Origin of the sequence: Pseudomonas sp. CCOS 191, from assembly GCF_001007005.1 — a bacterium.
GTDB lineage: Bacteria > Pseudomonadota > Gammaproteobacteria > Pseudomonadales > Pseudomonadaceae > Aquipseudomonas > Aquipseudomonas soli.
This window is the reverse complement of the sequence record NZ_LN847264.1, coordinates 814,290-834,617: the sequence shown is the minus strand read 5'-3', so window position 1 is coordinate 834,617 and position 20,328 is coordinate 814,290. Positions and strand designations below refer to the sequence as shown.

Below are 20,328 nucleotides of genomic sequence, written 5' to 3'. Positions count from 1 at the left end.
TTTAGAATTTGCTCACTCCCCTTACAGAGCGCTTCCCCATGACTGAGCAATACGCCTTCATCCTCAAAGCCAAGACCCGCCCGGAGCAGGCCGAGGCCTTCGAACAGCTGTTCCGTCCTTACGTGGAGCCAAGCCGCCAGGAACCGGGCTGCATCGAGTACCACATGCTGCGCGACAAGGCAGACCCGAGCCTGTTCGTGTTTTTCGAGGTGTGGGCCAGCAAGGACGCGCTGGACGTGCATTCGGCACTGCCGCATATGCGTGCGTTCTTCGAAAAACGCATGGATTACCTGGAGCGCGATTTCGATATCCAGATGATCGACATGCTCAGTGCTTCGTCCGCTAGCCGTTGACCAGCAGGTGCCCGCCCAGCAGCGCAAGGCCGATGAAGAAGCAGCGCTTGAACAGCGCTGCACTGATCCGTCCGCGCAGCCACTGGCCGGCGAACATGCCCAGCAACGCCGGGGCCAGCACCAGCAGTGAAGCCCCCAGGGCCTGGCCACCCAGGGCGTCCTGCCCGGCCAGGCCGACCGCCAGGGCCAGGGTCGAGACGGTGAACGACAGGCCCAGCGCCTGGACCAGTTCGTCGCGGCTCAGGCCCAGGCCCTGCAGGTAGGGTACTGCGGGCATGACGAACACGCCGGTGGCGGCCGTCACCACGCCCGTGAGCAACCCGCAGAGCGGCCCCAGCCACGGCTCCCTGGCCGGCGCCACGCGCAGCCCTGGGCCCACCAGCCCATAGAGGGCATAGACCAGCAACGCAGCGCCCAGGCCATGGGCCGCCCACGGACCGCTGTCGATCCCCAGCCAGACGCTGCCCAGTAGAGTGCCGATGAAGATCATCGCCAGCATCCCGCCCAGGCGGCGCAGCAGCGCGAGCAGGTGGCCGCCGGCCGCCAGCTGCCAGAGGTTGGTCAAGGTCGATGGCACGATCAGCAGCGCCGCTGCCTGCGCCGGCGCCATAGCCAGGCCGAGCAAGCCCATGGCGACGGTCGGCAACCCCAGGCCGATGACACCCTTGACCGCGCCGGCCAGGAAGAAGGTCAGGATCACCAGCAATGACAGCGCCGGGCCGATGTTCTGATAAAACGCCAGGAAGGTATTCATGGCCACCATCCTGCCGCGCAGCCAGCGCGCTGAAAATCTGCCATATACTCAGGCAGACTCTTGCCAGGACAGAGGCAGATGCATTTCGACCTGATCGACCTCAAGCTGTTCCAGCACACCCTTGAAAGCGGCAACATCACCGCCGGCGCCCGGCGCAGCCACCTCTCGCTGCCGGCGGCCAGTGCGCGCATTCGCGCCATGGAAGCCTCGCTGGGCATTCCTTTGCTCGAACGCAACCGCCGTGGCGTGCTGCCCACGCCCGCTGGCCAGGCCCTGCTGCAGCATGCGCGGCTGATCGCGCAGCAGGTCGAGCGCCTGCAGTTCGACCTCGGGCAATACGCCCACGGCCTGCAAGGCCAGGTGCGCCTGCTGTGCAACACCGCGGCGCTGACCGAGTACCTGCCGGAGCTGCTGGCCAGCTACCTGGCCGAGCATCCGGGGGTGAGCGTGGATATCCAGGAACTGCCCAGCCTGCATATCGTCCAGGCGATCAGCCAGGGCATGGCGGACCTGGGCATCGTCTCGAATGCCGCGCCCTGCGCAACGCTGCAGACACGACCGTTTCGCGACGATCCGCTGGTGCTGGTGATGCCGCGTGAGCACCCGCTGGCGGCCAGCGACCGGGCAGACTTCAACACCAGCCTTGGCCATGGGTATGTGGGGCTGGGTGCCGATAGCGCCCTCGCGCTGCATCTGGAGGAACAGGCCCTGCGTCTCGGCAAACGAATGCAGGTGCGCGTTCGCGCCGAAGGATTCGATGGGGTGATCAGGATGGTCGGAGGTGGCGCGGGGGTGGCCGTGGTCCCGTTGACCTCGGTGCGCCGCTGGGAGCACAGCTTGCCGCTACGCTGGGTCGCCTTGCAGGAGGCCTGGGCGAAGCGCAGCTTGTTGCTGTGCTCGCGGGATTTCAGTGCATTGCCTGGCTACGCCGCTTTGCTTGTCGAGCGCTTGGGCAACAATGCCTGAAGGCTGCCGCCACAGGTGATCACCCGTGGCGGCAACCGTGTGCCAAAGGGCCGCGCAGCGGCCTGGGTACGATCAGGACGACAGGTACGAGGAGCGGGTCAGCCCCAGGCGCAGCGCGTCGAGGTACTGGGTACGCTCGCGGGCGGTGATCCTGGCGCTGGCGACCTTGTCGCGGTAGTGGGTCATCAACTCCTCCGGCGACAGGTGCACGTAGCGCAGCATGTCCTCGATGGTGTCGTGGGTCTCGATACCGGCGTGGTACACGCTGCCATCGGCGTTCTGGTAGATGTTCACCGAGTCGGTGTCACCGAACAGGTTGTGCATGTCGCCGAGGATCTCCTGGTAGGCGCCGACCAGGAACACGCCGAGCAGGTAGTCCTCGCCTTCCTTGACCGCATGCACCGGCATGCTGGTCTCGATGCTCTGCTCGTCGACGTACTGGTTGATCTTGCCGTCGGAGTCGCAGGTCAGGTCCTGCAGCACAGCGCGGCGCAGCGGCTCTTCGTCCAGGCGGTGCAGCGGGATGATCGGCAGCACCTGGCCGATGGCCCAGGTGTCGGGCAGGCTCTGGAACACCGAGAAGTTGCAGATGTACTTGTCGGCGAGCTTGTCGTTGAGTTCGTCCAGCACCTGGCGGTGCGAGCGTTGACGCGCCTTGAGCGAGTTGTGCAGGCGACGGCACACGGCGAAGTAGCACTGCTCGGCCAGGGCTTTCTCGGCCAGGGTCAGCTTGCCGTCGGCGTACTGCGCGGCCACGTCGCCCATGTAGTGGGTGGCGCGCCAGTAGGTCTCGGTGACCATCTCGATATCGGTCGGGCCGAGCAGGTCGGCCAGCCACTGCACGGTCTCGGGCAGGCTTTCCTTGTTTTCGATGGTCGGCACTTCGTCGTTGTGGCTCTCGACGTCGGTCACCTGGATCACCAGCATGGCGTGGTGCGCGGTGAGCGAGCGGCCGCTCTCGGAGAAGATGTGCGGGTGCGGCAGGCCCTGCGCGTCGCAGAACTCCTTGAGCATCCCGACCACCACGCCGGCGTAGTCATCCATGTCGTAGTTGATCGAGCTGGCGTTGCGCGAGTGGGTGCCGTCGTAGTCGACGCCCAGGCCGCCACCGACATCGATGTGATCGACCGGCAGGCCCAGGGCACGCAATTCGCCGTAGTAGCGGATGGCTTCCTTGAAACCGTGCTGGTAGTCGGCCAGGTTGGCGATCTGCGAGCCCATGTGGAAGTGCAGCAGGCGGATGCCCTGGTCGAGCCCGGCGTCACGGAAACGCTGCACCACCGAGATCAGCTGGGCGGCGGACAGGCCGAACTTGGATTTCTCGCCGCCGGTGTCGGCCCACTTGCTCGACGCCAGCGACGACAGGCGCACGCGCAGGCCGACCTGTGGCTTGACCTTGAGCTCCGCGGCCTCCTCGATCACCAGGGCGACCTCGGACTCTTTCTCGATCACGATGAACACGTTGTGGCCGAGCTTCTGGCCCATCAGCGCCAGGCGGATGAACTCGCGGTCCTTGTAGCCGTTGCAGACGATGGTGCCGCCCTTCGGCGCCAGCGCCAGCACCGCCAGCAGCTCGGGCTTGGAGCCGGCTTCCAGGCCGATGGAGACGTTCTGGGTGGCGATGATGTTCTCGACCACCGCTTCCTGCTGGTTGACCTTGATCGGGTACAGGGCGGTGTACTGGCTCTGGTACTCGAGGCGCGCGATGTTGGCGTCGAAGGCGCCGGTCAGCTGGCGCACGCGGTCCTGCAGGATGTCGGGGAAACGCACCAGCAGCGGCAGCGACAGGCCGCTCTGGCGCAGTTCCTGGACCTGTTCGAAGAGGTCGATCGGCGCGCTGTCCGGGCCGTTGGGGCGCACTTCGACGCGCCCGGCGTCATTGATGGCGAAATAACCTGCGCCCCAATGGCGGATGCCATAAACACTGCGGCTGTCGGCCACGGTCCACTGGCTACCATCGTCTTTGCGTGTGCGTCGTACGGACATTCAAGTCCCCTGTATGAAAAGTCGAAACACTGCCCCGCCTCGGGGCGCTGGCAGTGTAAATACTGAAAATGACGATTCTTCCGTGTCAGGCATAGACCCTGCCCACGGGAACGAGTTTAGAAAGCGCTGGGCAAAAAATCGCGCGGCTGCACTCAGCCGCCGGATTTCTTCGCCTTGAAACCCTGCTTGATCAGCTCGGCGAGCAACAGCTCGACGTGATCGCCCTGGATTTCAATGACCCCATCCTTGAGCGCGCCGCCGGTGCCGCAGCGGCGCTTGAGCGTGCTGGCGAGCTCCTTGAGCGGTTCCAGGGCCAGGGGGACGCCCGTGATGGTGGTCACGGTCTTGCCGCCACGGCCTTTGCTTTCACGGCGCACGCGGGCAATGCCATCCCCCTCGGGGATGACCTGCTGCTTGCAGATACAGTCGTCCACCGGTTTGCTGCAGTCGGGACAGTGCCGACCGGCATCGGTGGAAAAGACGAGACCGCCCAGGGCGGAAAAGGAAGAAGCTTTCTTGGCCACTTTTGTTCCTCTGTGCCGAGGACAAAAAACTGGTCGGCGGGAGCCGACCGCGATGCCCCACTCTGGCAGGGGCGGCGCTACTGCCGCAAGGTTGTGCGGCAGCCCGAAAAGGGCGCGCAGTGTAACGATAAATCCGCCTGTTGCTAAGTACAGGATTGCGCCATTTTACGAAAGTTTTGCGACTTCATTGCGGGGTAGCCTGATAGCGCTGCAACGCCACCAGCGAGTCCGGGCAATACGGCAGCGTCGCACTTTCCGCCAGGGCCTGCTCGACACCGATGAACCGCGCCTCGCTGACCTCCTCGGGCTGCAGGCGCAACGCCCCGTCCCACACCGCGGAAAACACCGCGCCCCACAGGCGATTGCCCGGCTGCTCGAAGTAGAACGTCTCGTGGAAGCGCAGCTCGACGCCGCTCACCCCCAGTTCCTCCGCCAGCTCCCGGGCCGCCGATTCGGCATAGGACTCCTGCACCCCGACCATCCCCCCCGCCGCCACATCCCAGTAGCCGGGATACAGCGCCTTGCTCAGGGTGCGCCGGTGCACGCACAAGTCGCCCGCGCTGTTGAACAGCAGGATGAAGGTGCAGCGCCCGATCAGGCCGCGCTCGCGCAATTCGGCCCGTGGCAGGGCGCCGAGCAGTTGGTCATGCTCATCGACCCAGGCCACCAGCTCGGCGTCGGAGGCCGCGCGGTGCGCGACCTCGGCAGGATTGACCGGCATCTCAGCCCTGGGACAGCAGTTGGCGCAGGTCGATGACCGCGGCGTTGGCCCGGGAGATGTAGTTGGCCATCACCAGCGAGTGGTTGGCCCACATGCCGAAACCGCTGCCGTTGAGCACCATCGGGCTCCACAGCGCTTCCTGCGAGGCTTCCAGCTCGCGGATGATCTGCCGCACGCTGACCGTGGCGTTCTTCTTCGCCAGCACGTCGGCGAAGTCGACCTCGATGGCGCGCAGCAGGTGCGACAGCGCCCAGGCCTGGCCACGGGCTTCGTAGAACACGTTGTCGATCTGCAGCCATGGGGTCTCGACCACTTCCTCGTCGACCTGTGGCGCCTGGCCCGGGGCCACGGACTCGGTCTTCAGGGTGTTGTTGAGCTTGACCCGGCCGACGCTGGCCGACAGGCGCTGCGACAGCGAGCCCAGGCGGGTGGCGACGTCGCCCAGCCAGTTGTTCAGGTTGTCGGCGCGGGTGTAGAAGATCGCGCCCTGGTCGCCCTTGGCCAGGCGCGCCTGGTAGCGATTGAGCGACTTGATGCCCTCTTCGAACTCCGACTCGCTCGACGGCAGGATCCAGCTCTTGTTGTCGAAGTTGAAGCGCGGCTCGGCCTTGGCCAGGTCGGCGTCCTCGGTCGATTGCGACTGCGACCGGGCGAAGTCCTTGCGCAGGGCGCGGGACAGGTCGCGCACCTGGACCAGCACGCCGTATTCCCAGCTCGGCATGTTGTCCATCCACAGCCCTGGCGGGAAACGGTCGTTGGAGATGTAGCCACCCGGCTTGTCGAGCAGGGTGCCGGCGACGGTCTTGAGGGTTTCGATGGTGGTGTAGCCGACCACCATCTGCTGGCCGTTGCGCTCGGCGGCGGCCTGGGCGTTCTGCTGCACCGGGAACAGCTCCGGCTCCTGGCTCCAGTACCAGCCCAGGCCGATGCACACCAGCAGGTAGAGGCCGATCAGGGTGCCCAGGGCACGGCTCCACAGGCCGCCAACGTAGCTACGGGTAGCGGCGCCGCGGGTTTCGACCCGCTCGCGGGGCTCGGCCTTGGCCTCGCGGTTTTTCCAATCCAGCATGGCATTGTCCTTAATCAGTCACGAACGGTTCAGGGTTTGGACCACAGGCCTCGGCCAGGGTGCCACGACAAACCCAGGTGGCAGCACTATAAAGCAGACGCCGCCATTCGTATAAGCGACCAACAGGTCAGCAACTGAATTACCGTCCCTTAACACTTTGTTGACCCGAGGCACTCGCTTGTCGGAAAAGCAGTGCTAGCATAGAGCCATCATTGAACCTGCGCCCTCCCACTCATAAGTAGTCAGGACATGACCCAGCCAGCCGAGCCGAGCCACGAACGCCTCAAGCAGCATTTTGCCCAGCGGGTGATCCACCAGGCCCGGCAGATCCTCGAGATCTGGCAGCGCCTGCAGCGTGGCGAGTGGTCCAGCGGCGACCTGGGCGAACTGTGCGAGGCCAACCTGCGCCTGCAGCGCTATGCCGAACGCTTCGAGCAGCCCGAGCATGGCAGCCTGTCCACGGCCATCGGCCAGACCCTGCGCGCCATCGAAGCCAACAGCGCGCGCCTCAACTCGGAACTGATCAGCGAACTCAACCGCCTGATGCAGCGCCTGTCACGCACCGGCCTGCGCAAGGGCGACCAGCTCGACAATGTACCCCTGCCGCCGCTACGCAAACCGGTGTACATCGTGCTGCAAGACCACGACCGCGCCGAACGCCTGGCCCAGCAACTGGAGTTCTTTGGCCTGAGCGTGCAGGCGCTGTGCAGCGCCGAGGCGTTCCAGGCGTCGATGAGCGAGCGCCTGCCGTCGGCGATCGTCATGGACGTCGACTTCACCGGCGCCGGCATCGGCCTGCGACTGGCGGCCCAGGCCCAGCAAGGCCTGGAACAACCGGTGCCGCTGCTGTTCTTCAGCCTGCATGAAACCGACACGCCGACCCGCCTGGCCGCGGTGCGCGCCGGCGGCCAGGAGTTCCTCACCGGCACCCTGGACGCCTCCAGCCTGCTGGAGAAGCTCGAACTGCTGACCAGCGCCACCCAGTACGACCCGTTCCGCGTACTGGTGATCGACGACTCCCGGGCCCAGGCCCTGCACACCGAGCGAACGCTCAACAGCGCCGGGATCATTACCCGCACCCTCACCGAGCCGATCCGCACCATGAGCGAGCTGGCCGACTTCCAGCCCGACCTGATCATCCTCGACATGTACATGCCCGCGTGCACCGGCCCGGAGCTGGCCAAGGTGATCCGCCACAACGACCGCTACGTCAGCGTGCCGATCATCTACCTGTCGGCCGAGGACGACCTGGACAAGCAGCTCGACGCCATGAGCGAGGGCGGCGACGACTTCCTGACCAAGCCGATCCGCTCGCGGCACCTGGTGACCACCGTGCGCAACCGCGCCGCGCGCGCCCGCCACCTCAAGGCGCGGATGGTGCGCGACAGCCTCACCGGGCTGTACAACCACACCCACATCCTGCAACTGCTCGAGGATTGCAGCTTCCGCGCCCGCCGCGAGGTGCAGCCCCTGAGCTTCGCCATGCTCGATATCGACCACTTCAAGAAGATCAACGACCGCCACGGCCACCCCATGGGCGACCGGGTGATCAAGAGCCTGGCGCTGTTCCTCAAGCAACGGCTGCGCAAGACCGACTTCATCGGCCGCTACGGTGGCGAAGAGTTCGCCATCGTCATGCCCAATACCGGACTGGAAGCGGCGCACAAGGTGCTCGACGAAATCCGCCGACGCTTTGCCGAGATCCATTACCCGGCCCAGCCCCACGACCTGCAATGCACCTTCAGCGCCGGGGTGGTGCAGCTGGACGAGCAGCTCGACGCGCTGACCATGGCCAGCGCCGCGGACGAGGCGCTGTACCGCGCCAAGCACGCCGGGCGCAACTGCGTGGTGCGGGTCGAGCCCTAGCGCCAACCCTATCAGCGTTGCGTCGCTGGTAATGGCCTCATCGCTGGCAAGCCAGCTCCCACAGGGAGGGCGCTTGGACTGAGAGCGGCGCGCCCGGTGTGGGAGCCGGCTTGCCGGCGAGAGGCCGGCGCAGGAAAAGCACAGCAGTTGCCCATACCCCTCATACCGGCACTGTGCCACTTTTTTATGGCGCCAACCCGCCGTCGTCATCACCCCGTCACAAAATCGCAATAACTTCAGGCCCGACTTCTCCACTCCCCCTCCGCAGGAAGTTCGCGGCTATGCGCCTGAAGTGGCTGACCAATTTCAACACCCTGTTGCTGGTGACCGTGTGTATTGCCCTGGGCGCGACCCTGTGGTGGTCGCAACGCGCCCTGGAACGTCCCTATCAACTGATGGAACGCTACCTGGGCCTGTCCCAGCAGTTCCAGAACGATGCCGTGCGCAACATCCAGGCCTACCTGGGCAGCGGCGACGCCCTGCGCCACGCGGCGGCCATGGAGGCCAACACGCAATTGCAGGCAGCCCTGGCCGACTGGCCTGAGCCTCTGTCGGCCAAGCTGCGCCCGAGCCTCGACAGCCTGCAGGGCTTCACCGCCAACGAACTGCTCGCCGCCGGCAAGCTGGCCGGCGATCCCCAGGCCTTGCTGCTGCAAGCCGAACGGGAGCTCGGGGCAAACCTCGAGCAACTGGCCGGCTATGCCCGTGACAGCGGCAACGCCGACGCCAGTCGTTACCTGACGCCACTGCTGGAAGCCTCGTTGCACCTGGGCCGCCTGTCCCTGGCCCGCGACAAGCTGGTCAGCAGCGGTCGCGCCGAGCTGGCCGACGAAGTGGACCGCGAACTGCAACAGATCGCCGCCCAGGCCCAGGCCATCGACGGCCTGCCACTGCTGGGGGTGACCCGCGCCGCCGAATCCAATGCCGATGACTTCGCCGCGATGATGGGCCTGGAGTCGCAAGCCAGCGCCGAGCAGGAAGACGTCGCCGTGGGCCTGAAGCGCGAGCTGCACAGCCTGCTCGGCCGCTACCCTGCCGAACTGCAACGTACCCGCGAACAGATCGAGCGCCGCGCTACCCTGGCCGCCAGCACCGGTGAGCGCCTGGAGGCGGTACAGCAGGCCATCGCCGGCCTCGAGCCCGAGGTTCGCGGCCTGCACGCCACCATCGCTGGCGAGGTACGGCTGATCCAGGGCCTGATGATCGGCCTGATCCTGCTGATCGCCCTGCTCATCGATACCCTGCAGCGCCGCCTGGCACGCACCCTCACCAGCCTGGCGCCAGCGCTGTCGCGCTGGGCCGAGGGCGACTTCGCCCAAGCCATCGCCCTGGGCCGCACCAACCGCGAGCTGCACGATATCCAGGAATCGCTGAACCGCCTGCGCCAGTACCTGGTGGAGCTGGTCGGCACCATCCGTCACAACGCCGAACAGGTGGCCGGCAGCAGCCATGCCCTGGCCGGCATGAGCAGCGCCCTGCACGACGGCGCCGAACGCCAGGCTGGCGACACCGCGCAGATCCGCGACGCCCTGGGCGAGCTGGAGGCGACCATCCAGCAGGTGGCCGGCGATGCCAGCTCCGCCGCCGAGGCCAGCCGCGATGCCGGCCGTGCCGTGGAGCAGGGCCAGACGGTGATCGGCCAGAGCCTTTCCGGCCTGCGTTCGTTGGTCGACGAGGTGCAGGGCAACGCCCGGATGATCGAGCAACTGGCGGAAGAGTCGGCGACCATCGGTGGCGTGCTCACGGTGATCCGCGCGATTGCCGAGCAGACCAACCTGCTGGCGCTCAACGCCGCCATCGAAGCGGCCCGGGCCGGCGAGATGGGCCGTGGCTTCGCCGTGGTGGCCGACGAAGTGCGCTCGCTGGCGCAGCGCACCACTGGCGCCACCGGCGAGATCCAGGCGCTGATCGACCGCCTGCAGCAAGCCGCCCGCGATTCGGTGGACGGCATGCGCACCCAGCTGGAGCACGCCGAGGCCACGGCCAACCAGGCACAGTCAGCCGATGGCGCGCTGGACGCGATCGTCAGCGCCATCCGCACCATTTCCGACACTGCGGTGCGCATCGCCGATGTGACCGCGCAGCAGACCGGGGCGGTGAGCGAGATTCGTGATCACAGCGAGCGCATCCACGAGCTGGGCGAGGACAACCTGCAGCGTATTGGCGAAGGGCGTGAGCAGGGCGAACAGTTGCTCAAGCTGGGCGGTGAGTTGAACACGGCGGTGCGGGCGTTCCGGCTCTGAAGCCATCGCGGGGCAAGCCCGCTCCCACGCTGATGCTACACGCTGATCTTGTAGGCGGGAGCAGTTTGGCAAGCATCGCCAGCGTGGGAGCGGGCTTGCCCCGCGATGGCCCATAGCCTCGCCAAGTCCGCTATCATGCCCGCCACGTTCCACCTCGCGAGTCCGCCATGCGCCGCCTGTTTTTCCTGTTGCTCCTGCTGCTGGCCAGCCCTGCGTTCGCCACCGGCCTGCTCGACAACCGCCCCAGCGCCACCCTCGGCGCCGCGTCCAACAGCGCCGACTTCCTGCCGGTGCACGAAGCCTTCAAGCTCAGCCTGATCGAGGCCGACGCCCAGACCGTCAAGCTGCGCTTCATCGCCACCGACGGCTATTACCTCTACCGCCACCGCTTCCAGTTCCGCACCGAGCCTGCGGACATCAAGCTCGGCGCGCCGAACATCCCCCAGGGCGAGGCCAAGCACGACGAGTTCTTCGGCGACGTCGAGGTGTACCACGGCGTGCTCGACATCGAACTGCCGCGCAACGACCCGCGCGCCTTCACCCTGCTGGTGGGTTACCAGGGCTGCGCCGACAAGGGCCTGTGCTATCCGCCGGAAACCGCGCGCTTGAGCATCGATGGCCAAGGCGCGCCGCTGCCGGCAAGCGCCGAGCAGGGCTGGAGCTGGAAGTCGCTGCTGCTGTTCTTCCTCGCCGGTGTCGGCCTGACCTTCACACCGTGCGTGCTGCCGATGCTGCCGATCCTCTCCGGAGTGGTGCTGCGCGGCCAGGTCGGCGGCTTGCGCGGGCTGTCTCTGTCGCTGGCCTACGTGCTGCCGATGGCGGCGAGCTTCGCCGTGCTCGGCGCCCTGATGGGCCTGTTCGGCGCCGGCCTGAACCTGCAGGCGCGCCTGCAGTCGGCCTGGGTGCTGGTGCCGTTCGCCGCGTTCTTCGTGCTGTTCGCCCTGGCCATGTTCGGCCTGTTCGACCTCAAGCTGCCGCAGGCTTTGAGCAGCCGCCTGGACAGCCTCGCCCACCGCACCAAGGGTGGCTCGCTACTGGGCGCGGCGGTACTCGGCGTGCTCTCCAGCCTGCTGGTCTCGCCCTGCGTGTCGGCGCCGCTGGCCGGTGCGCTGCTGTACATCAGCGCCAGCGGCGACGCACTGGGCGGCGCCCTGAAACTGTTTGCCCTGGGCCTGGGCATGGGCGCGCCGCTGTTGCTGGTCGCCACCGGTGGCGCCGCCTGGCTGCCCAAGAGCGGGCCGTGGATGAACACGGTGAAGAACGCCATCGGCGTGTTGCTGCTGGGCCTGGCCATCGGCCTGCTCAGCCGCGTGCTGCCAGGGCCTGTCACCCTGCTGCTGATCGGCCTGCTGGCCGCGGGCGTGGCGCTGTTCCTCGGCGCCCTGGAATTCGTGGTGAAAACCCCGCGCCAGCGCCTGGCGCAATTGCTCGGCCTGGCGCTGCTGGTCTACGCCCTGGCCTGCTGGTATGGCGCCCTGAGCGGCCAGGGCGACCCACTGCGCCCGCTGCCGCCGCCCACCGTGGCCGGCAGCCCCGCAGCGGCCAATGCCGACGCCTGGCAGACCATCACCAGCCCCGCCGCCCTCGATGCCGCCCTGGCCGAAGCCAAGGCCGCCGGCCAGCCAGTGCTGCTCGACTGGTACGCCGACTGGTGCATCAGCTGCAAGGTGATCGAGCACGAGGTGCTCAACGCGCCGCAGGTCGAGGCGCAACTCGGCGCCTTCCGCCTGCTGCGCTTCGATATCACCGAAAGCAATGCCCAACAACGCGCCCTGCTCGACCGCTACCGCCTGTTCGGCCCGTCCGCGTTGATGTTCTTTGCGGCGAACGGCAGCGAAATGACCAGCGATCGGGTGATTGGCGAGATAAACGCCGGCGATTTTGCCCAGGTTCTGGCGCGCGTGCGCGGCCAACTCGGTCTATAACTTCCCGCAGCCTCTGAAAAATCCGCTGGCGAGTGACCAAAGTTAATCATCCGGTCACATACTTTGCGTGAATCTCGGACATCGTGCTGGCTATTGCCGGGAACTGGACACTCAGCGCCTGTTGCGGCATAGTCGCCGCGCTATGTCGAATTGCCCTACAAAACCAAGGAATCGCAGATGGCAACCCTACTGGTGCTGCACGGCCCCAACCTGAACCTGCTCGGGACCCGCGAACCGGGGCACTACGGCGCCGCCACCCTGGCCCAGATCAATCAGGACCTGGAGCAGCGCGCCCGCGCCGCCGGCCACCATCTGCAATACCTGCAGAGCAATGCCGAGTACGAATTGATCGACCGCATCCATGCCGCGCGCAACGAAGGCGTGGACTTCATCCTGATCAATCCGGCCGCTTTCACCCATACCAGCGTCGCATTACGTGACGCATTGCTCGCGGTGAGCATCCCATTCATCGAAGTGCACCTTTCCAACGTGCACAAACGCGAGCCGTTCCGTCACCACTCCTACTTTTCGGATGTTGCCGTAGGGGTGATCTGCGGCCTCGGAGCCACCGGTTACCGGTTGGCCCTGGAGTCCGCGCTGGAACACCTGGCTGCCAACGCACAGCCCTGATGACACAAGGCCTTGGCCCTTTCGGGCCGAGGCTCATGAAGAAACGTTTTCGACACGTTTTAAAAATACGTCCCCGACCGAACCTTGGGAGTTGCTGATTAATGGATATCCGTAAAGTCAAAAAGCTGATCGAACTGCTGGAAGAGTCCGGCATCGACGAACTGGAGATCAAGGAAGGCGAAGAGTCCGTTCGCATCAGCCGTCACAGCAAGACCCCGGCCGCCCAGCAGTTCTACGCACCCGCGCCAATGGCCGCCGCGCCTGCCGCAGCCCCGGTTGCCGCCGCTGCCGCCCCGGCCGCTGAAGCCGCTGCCGCCGCACCTGCCCTGAAAGGCACCGTGGTGCGTTCGCCGATGGTCGGCACCTTCTACCGCAAGCCTTCGCCAACTTCGCCGAACTACGCAGAAGTCGGCCAGGCCGTGAAGAAAGGCGACACCCTGTGCATCGTCGAAGCCATGAAGATGATGAACCACATCGAATCCGATATCGGCGGTGTGATCGACGCCATCCTGGTAGAAGACGGCCAGCCGGTTGAGTTCGACCAGCCGCTGTTCACCATCGTTTGATTCGCGGAGAGCCAACGATGTCTGGGAAGCTCGAAAAAGTTCTGATCGCCAACCGCGGGGAAATTGCCCTGCGGATCCTGCGTGCCTGCAAAGAGCTGGGCATCAAGACCGTCGCCGTGCACTCCACGGCCGACCGTGAACTGATGCACCTGGGCCTGGCAGACGAATCGGTCTGCATCGGCCCGGCATCGTCCAAGGATTCCTACCTGCACATCCCGGCGATCATCGCCGCCGCCGAAGTGACAGGCGCCACCGCCATCCACCCGGGCTACGGCTTCCTCGCGGAAAACGCCGATTTCGCCGAACAGGTGGAAAACTCCGGCTACATCTTCATCGGCCCGAAAGCCGACACCATCCGCCTGATGGGCGACAAGGTGTCGGCCAAGGACGCGATGATCAAGTCGGGCGTACCGACCGTGCCAGGCTCCGACGGCCCGCTGCCGGAAGACCCGGAAACCGCGCTGGCGATCGCCCGCGAGGTGGGTTACCCGGTGATCATCAAGGCCGCCGGTGGCGGTGGCGGTCGCGGCATGCGCGTGGTGCACAAGGAAGAAGACCTGATCGAATCGGCCAAGCTGACCCGTACCGAAGCCGGTGCCGCGTTCGGCAACCCGATGGTCTACCTGGAGAAGTTCCTGACCAACCCACGCCACGTGGAAGTGCAGGTCCTGTCCGACGGCCAGGGCAACGCCGTGCACCTGGGCGACCGTGACTGCTCGCTGCAGCGCCGTCACCAGAAGGTGCTGGAAGAAGCCCCGGCCCCGGGCATCGACGAGAAGGCCCGCCAGGAAGTCTTCAAGCGTTGCGTCGACGCGTGCATCGAGATCGGCTACCGCGGTGCCGGTACCTTCGAGTTCCTGTACGAGAACGGCCGTTTCTACTTCATCGAGATGAACACCCGCGTTCAGGTGGAGCACCCGGTTTCGGAAATGGTCACCGGTATCGACATCGTCAAGGAGATGCTCAGCATCGCCGCTGGCAACAAGCTGTCGTTCCGCCAGGAAGACGTGGTGATCCGCGGCCACTCGCTGGAGTGCCGGATCAACGCCGAAGACCCGAAGAAGTTCATCCCGAGCCCAGGCAAGGTGAAGCACTTCCACGCCCCGGGCGGCAACGGCGTGCGCGTCGATTCGCACCTGTACAGCGGCTACTCGGTTCCGCCGAACTACGATTCGTTGATCGGCAAGCTGATCACCTACGGCAAGGACCGCGACGAAGCCATGGCGCGCATGCGCAATGCCCTGGACGAGATCGTCGTCGACGGCATCAAGACCAACATCCCGCTGCACCGCGACCTGGTGCGTGATGAAGGTTTCTGCAAAGGCGGCGTCAACATCCACTACCTCGAGCACAAACTGGCCAACCAGGAGTGATCGCGTTAGCGTGATGAAAGAGCCCCGGCCCCGTGCCGGGGCTTTTTATTTGCGCGTGCCAAAACCCCGCAAGCGCAAGGCATGGGTGATCCGTACACGTGGGAGCGGGCTTGCCCCGCGATGCAGGGGGCGACAACCCAATGGAACCACGCCCAAACCCAAGCAGTCCACCGATCAGGCCCACCTTCCCGAGGCCTCACGAGGAGACTCCCATGAAAGGTACTGCGCTATCCGCCCTGTTCGCGGCCGCCACCCTGTTGGCCTCGCCTGTATTCGCCGCCGACGACCTGTGCGCCATGAACCTGCAGAAGATCGACGACAGCATGGCCACCGCCGGCGCCACCTCCGAAGGCCTGGACAAGGCCATCACCGAGCACGTGGACCAGGCCAAGGCCGCCCAGGCGAAAGGCGACAACAAGGAGTGCATCGCCATCACCAGCAAGGTGCTCGAGCGCCTGGAAAAGACCGAGAAAGGCAGCGGCTCCGCCGGTGGCAGCGGCACCTAGGCCCTGCGCGCACGCGGGCGGCCGAACCTTCTGTCGACGTCGTCCGCGTAAGCGCGTATACTCGCCCTTGCGTGCTGAAAGGCACGTTCAGCTAGAGCTGAGTGTGGGGCCGATTAGGATTCGACGCCGGTAGCGAAACTCTAGGTGCATGCCGAGTTGGTAACAGAACTCGTAAATCCACTGTTGCAACTTTCTATAGTTGCCAATGACGATAACTTCAAGGGCCAAGCTCTCGCTGCTTAATTGCAGCTGACAGGTCCTTCTGGTAGCTTCGGCTCCAGCAATCATCAGGGGATGCCTGTAAACCCGAAATGATTGTCATACAGAACAGGATCGTCGTGCAGCACGTTGGGGGCGAAGCGACTAAAACTTACCCAACTCATCCAAAGCACCCTGCCCGTCGGGCGGCTGCGGATTAAATCAGTAGACACGGCTAAGCATGTAGTACCGACAGCGGAGTACTGGCGGACGGGGGTTCAAATCCCCCCGGCTCCACCAAACATTCCTTACAAATCAGGCACTTAGCGAAATGCTCAAGTGCCTTTTTTGTGCCTAACTGGGCCGTTTTGGCTGGGTAATGCCAGCTTAATGACAGCTTGCTGCAAGCGTGAATTGCTCCTCCGCGATCTCCAGTCCCATTTGGGTTCGCCACCACTGCGGTCTGCCGTGACGTGATGAGTGCTCTCAAAAAAATGCCTCACACGCCCCACTGCATTAGGGGGATCAATTCCTCCGAACTTCCCCCAGCGCTGCATATGCAAAGTCTGCATCCGTGTCCTAGCCACGTTCGCTTGTCCATAATCGATGTAGCAGGAGTGCAATGGTCACCGCCAATGTGCCCCTGCTGCAGGCAATTCTCTGCGGTGAAGTGGACGCTAGGCCCACGGCTTGCTTCACCCTAGCCTAGCGAGGCTGCTCGGTCATCGTCAGATCGCCAAGGGCTTCACCCTGCTCCCGGGCAAAGGCGGCGAAGTTAGATAGTTGTGAGCTCCCGAAAATACACTGCTCACATCTGAGCCGGCCGCGACTTGATGGTATAGCGATAGAGCAAGTTGGGTTCGCTGACGATCAACAAATCGCGTTGAGGCCCAATGGTTACGCCTTCTGCTTGTGGCATATTTTGGTCCAGACCGTTAAATCCCTTTTCCAAATCCATAAAACTGACGGGGGTATAGCCACTATCAAACTCGGCCAGCAGCCGGGACTGATCACTCAAGATCAACAGATGACGGGTATGTGGGTCGTAGTGCAGGGCCGACACATCCTCCATGCGCAGGCGCTGCACGCCGAGCATCGACACAGCAGCCTGGTAGGTGGGGTCCGAAAGGGCCTCGGATGCGGGTTGTACCACACCCGCTACCTCGAACAGCCGGATCGGACGCTGTTCGCGGGAAGCGAACAGCACCTGGGTGTCTGCATCGAACGCCATGCCTTCGAGGCCGCGATTGTTGTCCGCCCGCTCGGCAATGGTTAGGGTGCCGAGATCACCGCGCACGATGGGTCCTTCAAGTTTCGCCAAGGGTACGGTCACCACGCTCTGACGCCGCTCCTCACCGATCAGAAGATGCCCCTTGCCGTCATAGGCCAGAGCTTCGGGGTCTTCGAAGTCCACTAGGTCAACACGGGCCTTGAGCACGAAATCCTCGCTGTACTCGTAGAGCTGTGCCGGGCTATTAACCACCACAAAATAGCTACTGCGCTCCCTAACGTAGACGATGTCCGAGGCGTTGGTGACGATGCCTGGCAAATGCAGACGCTGAACGAATTGGTAGTCAGGCAGCCAGATGCTGCGCTGGCGTACTTGATGCGGCGTGAGATGCTCTTGCAGTTGCTGGTCCAGCGCGTCGTCGATTTCGAACCATGACAGCAATGGAAGGCTAACCGCCAGTAGGCAGGCCAACCATGCCAATGGCGCGTGTTTCCAGGTCGACCAGCGGCGGGTCAAGAAAAGGACGAAGCGATTCATGAATGTGTTGTTCCGATGGAAGTAGGCATTGTTTTGCTGACCGGCAACGGCTGGCAGCGCAGCAGCAGGCTGGCGTTGGTCTGCGCCAGCGACACGCAGTCGAGAGGGCTCGGCAACGGCTCGTCTATATCGCGCAAGCGGCGCGCCAGGTAAAAGACCTCGCCCACCGGCAACTGGTCGAGCGAGTCGATACGACGTGCCTTGCCGGTACTGTAGAACTCCGCGGAGTAAGAGCGTCGCCCCAGATAAACCAGCGGCCCCGGATGAGCGACGCTGGCACGCTGCCAGGCGGCGACAAGCCCTCGTTGATTTTGCGGACGCTGCTCCAGGCTGCCATGCAGCACCAATACCAGTGCCAGCAGCGGCAATGCCAACGCCACAGGCGCGACTATGACAAGGCGCGGATTTTTACGGCGTGACACGCTGTCGGCCAGAAGCAATGCCCATGCTGGCAATGCCGGCAGCACATAGGTCCACAGAATGTTACCGGCCAGGCTGAAGAACACCGGCGTAGCCAGCGCCCAGCACCACAGGAAGCCCCGGAACATCCCGCCCTTCGCTACCTTGCGATTCAGATACAGCACCGGCAGCAGCAAACTCCAGGGGAACAGCGCACCCAGCAAGTAAAGCCAGATGGTGCCCGGTGGCTTGGCGTGCGCATTGCCATAGAGGTCTCCGCTCCACTCGCTGATGACGTAGCGCTTCCAGTGTTCTCCGATGAGGAAATAGTCGAGAAACCCAGGGCTCCTGAGCTCGGCCAGCACATACCAGGGGACGGCAATCAGCAGCATCACCATAGTTCCGCTCAACCACGGCAGACGCGAAAGCGCTTTCCATTGATGGTGATAGGCCGTCCAGGCCAATGCGGGGATGCCGAACAGCACCAGTGCCAGCGGCCCTTTGGCCAAAAGGCCCAGCCCCAGGCCGGCGAACCCCAGGCGAGCCCAATTGCGAGCGTTGTGCTGCATGCCTTGCCAGAAGCCCAGGTAGGCCATCAGCAGTGCCAGCGACAGGGCCGGATCGGTCAACACCACGCCACTGGCGATCAGTCCCAGCGTACAGCTGGAGTAGATGATCGCGCCAAGCAGCCCGACCTCCAGCCGCCGTTCGCGACGCCCGATCTCGACTATCAACAGGCAACTGAGCACATGAATCAACCAGGCCGGCAGACGCACAGCGAACTCGTTAACGCCCAGCCAATGCATACTTGCCGCCTGGGTCCAGAACGACAGCGGCGGCTTGCCCCAGAACGGAACGCCATAATCGAACATTGGAGTAACCCAGTCATCGAGTTCGAGCATCTTGCGCGCCATTTCTGCATAGCGTGCCTCAGAGGTGTCCATGAGGGGATAGGCGCCAAGTCCGACCAGGCGCAATGCCACGATCACCGCCAGCAGCCCCCACAGCAGGCTGCGCCTTGAGTGCTCGCTCATGCCGGCCTCCGTTCGCCACGGCCAATGGGCTGCAGCCTTTCCACTGAGTCCGTCGGCGTCGTCTGCAGCAGATAATGCGGTCGGCGCTTGACCTCGTGCAAAGTCGCGCCCAGGTATTCACCGACCATGGCCACGCCCAGGCACAGCACGCCGCCTACCCCAAGCAACAAGTGCACAGCCGAGAAACTGCCGGCGAACAGCGCCGCCAGCATCCAAGCCACGCAGACCAGCAACAGCGCCAGGCTCAGGAAGCTAAAACAACGCAGTGGTCTGCGCGAGAACGCCAGCACGCTTTCAGCGGCCAGTCCCAGCAATGTCAGGTAGTCCCATTTGGTTTCACCTGCTACCCGCTCGACTCGCTCATAGGGCAATTCGATGGTGCGAAAGCCCATCCAGCCGACCAATCCCTTGAACAGCACAGCCCGCTCGTCCATTGTTCGCAAGGCCGCCAAGGGCGCCGGGCCGATCAGGCGAAAGTCGCTAACCTCCTCAGGCAACGTTCCCCGGGCCACCAGCCGTTGCATGATTCGGTAGTACAGGCGTGCTGAGGTCCTCTTCAGCCAGGTGTCTCCAGCCCTGCGCGAGCGCTGCATGTTGACTATGTCGTAGCCTCGCAGCCAATGCTTGACCATGTCTGCAATCAGCTCCGGAGGGTCCTGCAGGTCAGCGTCAATAAATACCACTGCCTGCCCGCGCGCGTGGTCGATGCCCGCACGGATGGCTGCCTCCTTGCCGAAATTGCGGCTCAGGTGTAGCGCTCGCACGCTCTCCCGGCGCTCGAAGTGGCGCAGCAGCGCGGCGGTGCCGTCGTGGCTGCCATCGTTGATGTAGAGCAACTCGCACGATACCGGCAACGTCGCGATGACGGCGCGTACGCGTTGGTGGAATGCCTGCAGCACCAGTTCTTCCTGATAGCAGGGCACGATAATGCTTAGGCGCGGCTCAGCGTCCTGGGCGGGAGGAGACAAGGTCAACATGGTGATAGGTCCATTGACGGTGGAGAAAAAAACCCAGCAGGGTCAGGCAACCCGTGGTCAGGGCCTGGGCAAGCAAGGGATGGGTTTCATGACCAAGCAGCAGCGCCATGGCCACAGCATTGAGGGTGTTGTGCAGACCGGCGACGCAGGCGAAGCGAAACGGTTGCAGATTCTTGCCACCCCGGCTGGCGAAACAGGTGCGACTGCCCAGTGCGAAGCTCAGTAAGGCGCCAAGAAGCGCCCCGAGGATGCTGCCAAGCAGCGCGTGGTCTAGGGCGACGAACAGCAGAAACAAGGCCTGATGGGCAGCGGTGGCCACGCTACCCACGCCCAGGTAACAGACCAGGGAGGCAAACATAGCGGGCATGAGGGGTCTGGATGTCTTCATGGTGCCGAGGCTAGCCAAGCGCAAGTGAACTACTTGTTTCACCAAGTCACATCTACATCACCTGAGTCTGGCTAGGGTGCGC

General features: G+C 64.4%; 18 protein-coding genes and 1 other RNA gene. 10 read left to right on the top strand and 9 right to left on the bottom strand.

The genetic code is table 11. The features are described 5' to 3' along the window. The first annotated feature begins 38 nt into the window (after positions 1-38). Positions 39-353, top strand: a complete 315-nt coding sequence (locus CCOS191_RS03850) for a putative quinol monooxygenase (protein WP_046854123.1) — start codon at positions 39-41, stop codon at positions 351-353. On the opposite strand, the gene CCOS191_RS03845 is transcribed toward CCOS191_RS03850, so the two are convergent. After that, entirely contained in the window at positions 343-1,107 is a 765-nt protein-coding gene (locus CCOS191_RS03845) for a sulfite exporter TauE/SafE family protein (RefSeq protein WP_046854122.1), read from the bottom strand. The genes CCOS191_RS03850 and CCOS191_RS03845 overlap by 11 nt on opposite strands. A 78-nt stretch (positions 1,108-1,185) precedes the next feature. On the opposite strand from CCOS191_RS03845, the gene CCOS191_RS03840 reads away from it, so the two are divergent. Then, on the top strand, positions 1,186-2,073 hold the full coding sequence (locus CCOS191_RS03840) for a LysR substrate-binding domain-containing protein (RefSeq protein WP_046854121.1): 888 nt from the start codon (positions 1,186-1,188) through the stop codon (positions 2,071-2,073). Between the two features lie 72 nt (positions 2,074-2,145). Here CCOS191_RS03840 and speA read toward each other — a convergent pair whose 3' ends face one another. The 4 genes from speA to CCOS191_RS03820 all read right to left on the bottom strand — a co-directional run bounded on the left by speA (position 2,146) and on the right by CCOS191_RS03820 (position 6,373). Continuing rightward, positions 2,146-4,059, bottom strand: a complete 1,914-nt coding sequence (gene speA / locus CCOS191_RS03835; RefSeq protein ID WP_023631655.1) for an arginine decarboxylase — start codon at positions 4,057-4,059, stop codon at positions 2,146-2,148. Between the two features lie 152 nt (positions 4,060-4,211). Beyond that, positions 4,212-4,583, bottom strand: coding sequence for a translation initiation factor Sui1 (locus CCOS191_RS03830; protein WP_023631654.1), 372 nt, complete (start codon positions 4,581-4,583; stop codon positions 4,212-4,214). A 184-nt stretch (positions 4,584-4,767) separates the two neighbouring features. Beyond that, a complete protein-coding gene (locus CCOS191_RS03825) occupies positions 4,768-5,304 on the bottom strand; it encodes an NUDIX hydrolase (protein ID WP_046854120.1) in 537 nt (178 codons plus the stop codon). Between the two features lies 1 nt (position 5,305). Continuing rightward, positions 5,306-6,373 carry a DUF2333 family protein gene (locus CCOS191_RS03820; protein ID WP_046854119.1) on the bottom strand — a complete coding sequence of 356 codons (1,068 nt, stop codon included), beginning with the start codon at positions 6,371-6,373 and terminating at the stop codon, positions 5,306-5,308. Between the two features lie 249 nt (positions 6,374-6,622). Here CCOS191_RS03820 and CCOS191_RS03815 point away from each other — a divergent pair, with 249 nt between their 5' ends. The 8 genes from CCOS191_RS03815 (at position 6,623) to ssrA (ending at position 15,980) form a co-directional block, all read left to right on the top strand. Beyond that, positions 6,623-8,239, top strand: a complete 1,617-nt coding sequence (locus CCOS191_RS03815; protein ID WP_046854118.1) for a diguanylate cyclase — start codon at positions 6,623-6,625, stop codon at positions 8,237-8,239. Between the two features lie 281 nt (positions 8,240-8,520). Next, positions 8,521-10,482 (top strand): methyl-accepting chemotaxis protein, encoded by a 1,962-nt coding sequence (locus CCOS191_RS03810; protein ID WP_046854117.1) that lies wholly within the window; start codon positions 8,521-8,523, stop codon positions 10,480-10,482. Positions 10,483-10,649: 167 nt separating this feature from the next. After that, entirely contained in the window at positions 10,650-12,407 is a 1,758-nt protein-coding gene (locus CCOS191_RS03805; protein ID WP_046854116.1) for a protein-disulfide reductase DsbD, read from the top strand. A 177-nt stretch (positions 12,408-12,584) separates the two neighbouring features. After that, entirely contained in the window at positions 12,585-13,037 is a 453-nt protein-coding gene (aroQ, locus tag CCOS191_RS03800; RefSeq protein WP_011535870.1) for a type II 3-dehydroquinate dehydratase, read from the top strand. 101 nt (positions 13,038-13,138) lie between these two features. Further along, positions 13,139-13,603: an acetyl-CoA carboxylase biotin carboxyl carrier protein gene (gene accB, locus CCOS191_RS03795; protein WP_046854115.1), complete on the top strand. Its 465-nt coding sequence runs from the start codon at positions 13,139-13,141 to the stop codon at positions 13,601-13,603. Between the two features lie 17 nt (positions 13,604-13,620). Continuing rightward, positions 13,621-14,976 carry an acetyl-CoA carboxylase biotin carboxylase subunit gene (gene accC, locus CCOS191_RS03790; RefSeq protein WP_046854114.1) on the top strand — a complete coding sequence of 452 codons (1,356 nt, stop codon included), beginning with the start codon at positions 13,621-13,623 and terminating at the stop codon, positions 14,974-14,976. A gap of 212 nt (positions 14,977-15,188) precedes the next feature. Further along, positions 15,189-15,482, top strand: a complete 294-nt coding sequence (locus CCOS191_RS03785; RefSeq protein ID WP_046854113.1) for a hypothetical protein — start codon at positions 15,189-15,191, stop codon at positions 15,480-15,482. Positions 15,483-15,587: 105 nt separating this feature from the next. Further along, positions 15,588-15,980, top strand: a transfer-messenger RNA (tmRNA) gene (ssrA, locus tag CCOS191_RS26975). A 508-nt stretch (positions 15,981-16,488) separates the two neighbouring features. Here ssrA and CCOS191_RS03775 read toward each other — a convergent pair. From CCOS191_RS03775 to CCOS191_RS03760, 4 genes are read right to left on the bottom strand one after another with little or no spacing between them, the layout of a single operon-like run. Beyond that, on the bottom strand, positions 16,489-17,448 hold the full coding sequence (locus CCOS191_RS03775; protein WP_046854111.1) for an SdiA-regulated domain-containing protein: 960 nt from the start codon (positions 17,446-17,448) through the stop codon (positions 16,489-16,491). Beyond that, a complete protein-coding gene (locus CCOS191_RS03770) occupies positions 17,445-18,881 on the bottom strand; it encodes an ArnT family glycosyltransferase (protein ID WP_046854110.1) in 1,437 nt (478 codons plus the stop codon). The genes CCOS191_RS03775 and CCOS191_RS03770 overlap by 4 nt, the downstream gene beginning before the upstream one ends. Continuing rightward, complete coding sequence (locus CCOS191_RS03765) at positions 18,878-19,858, bottom strand: glycosyltransferase family 2 protein (RefSeq protein ID WP_046854109.1); 981 nt, start codon at positions 19,856-19,858, stop codon at positions 18,878-18,880. Before CCOS191_RS03765 ends, CCOS191_RS03770 begins: the two co-directional genes overlap by 4 nt. After that, positions 19,824-20,216: a GtrA family protein gene (locus CCOS191_RS03760; RefSeq protein WP_052752575.1), complete on the bottom strand. Its 393-nt coding sequence runs from the start codon at positions 20,214-20,216 to the stop codon at positions 19,824-19,826. Before CCOS191_RS03760 ends, CCOS191_RS03765 begins: the two co-directional genes overlap by 35 nt. Between the last annotated feature and the right edge of the window lie 112 nt (positions 20,217-20,328).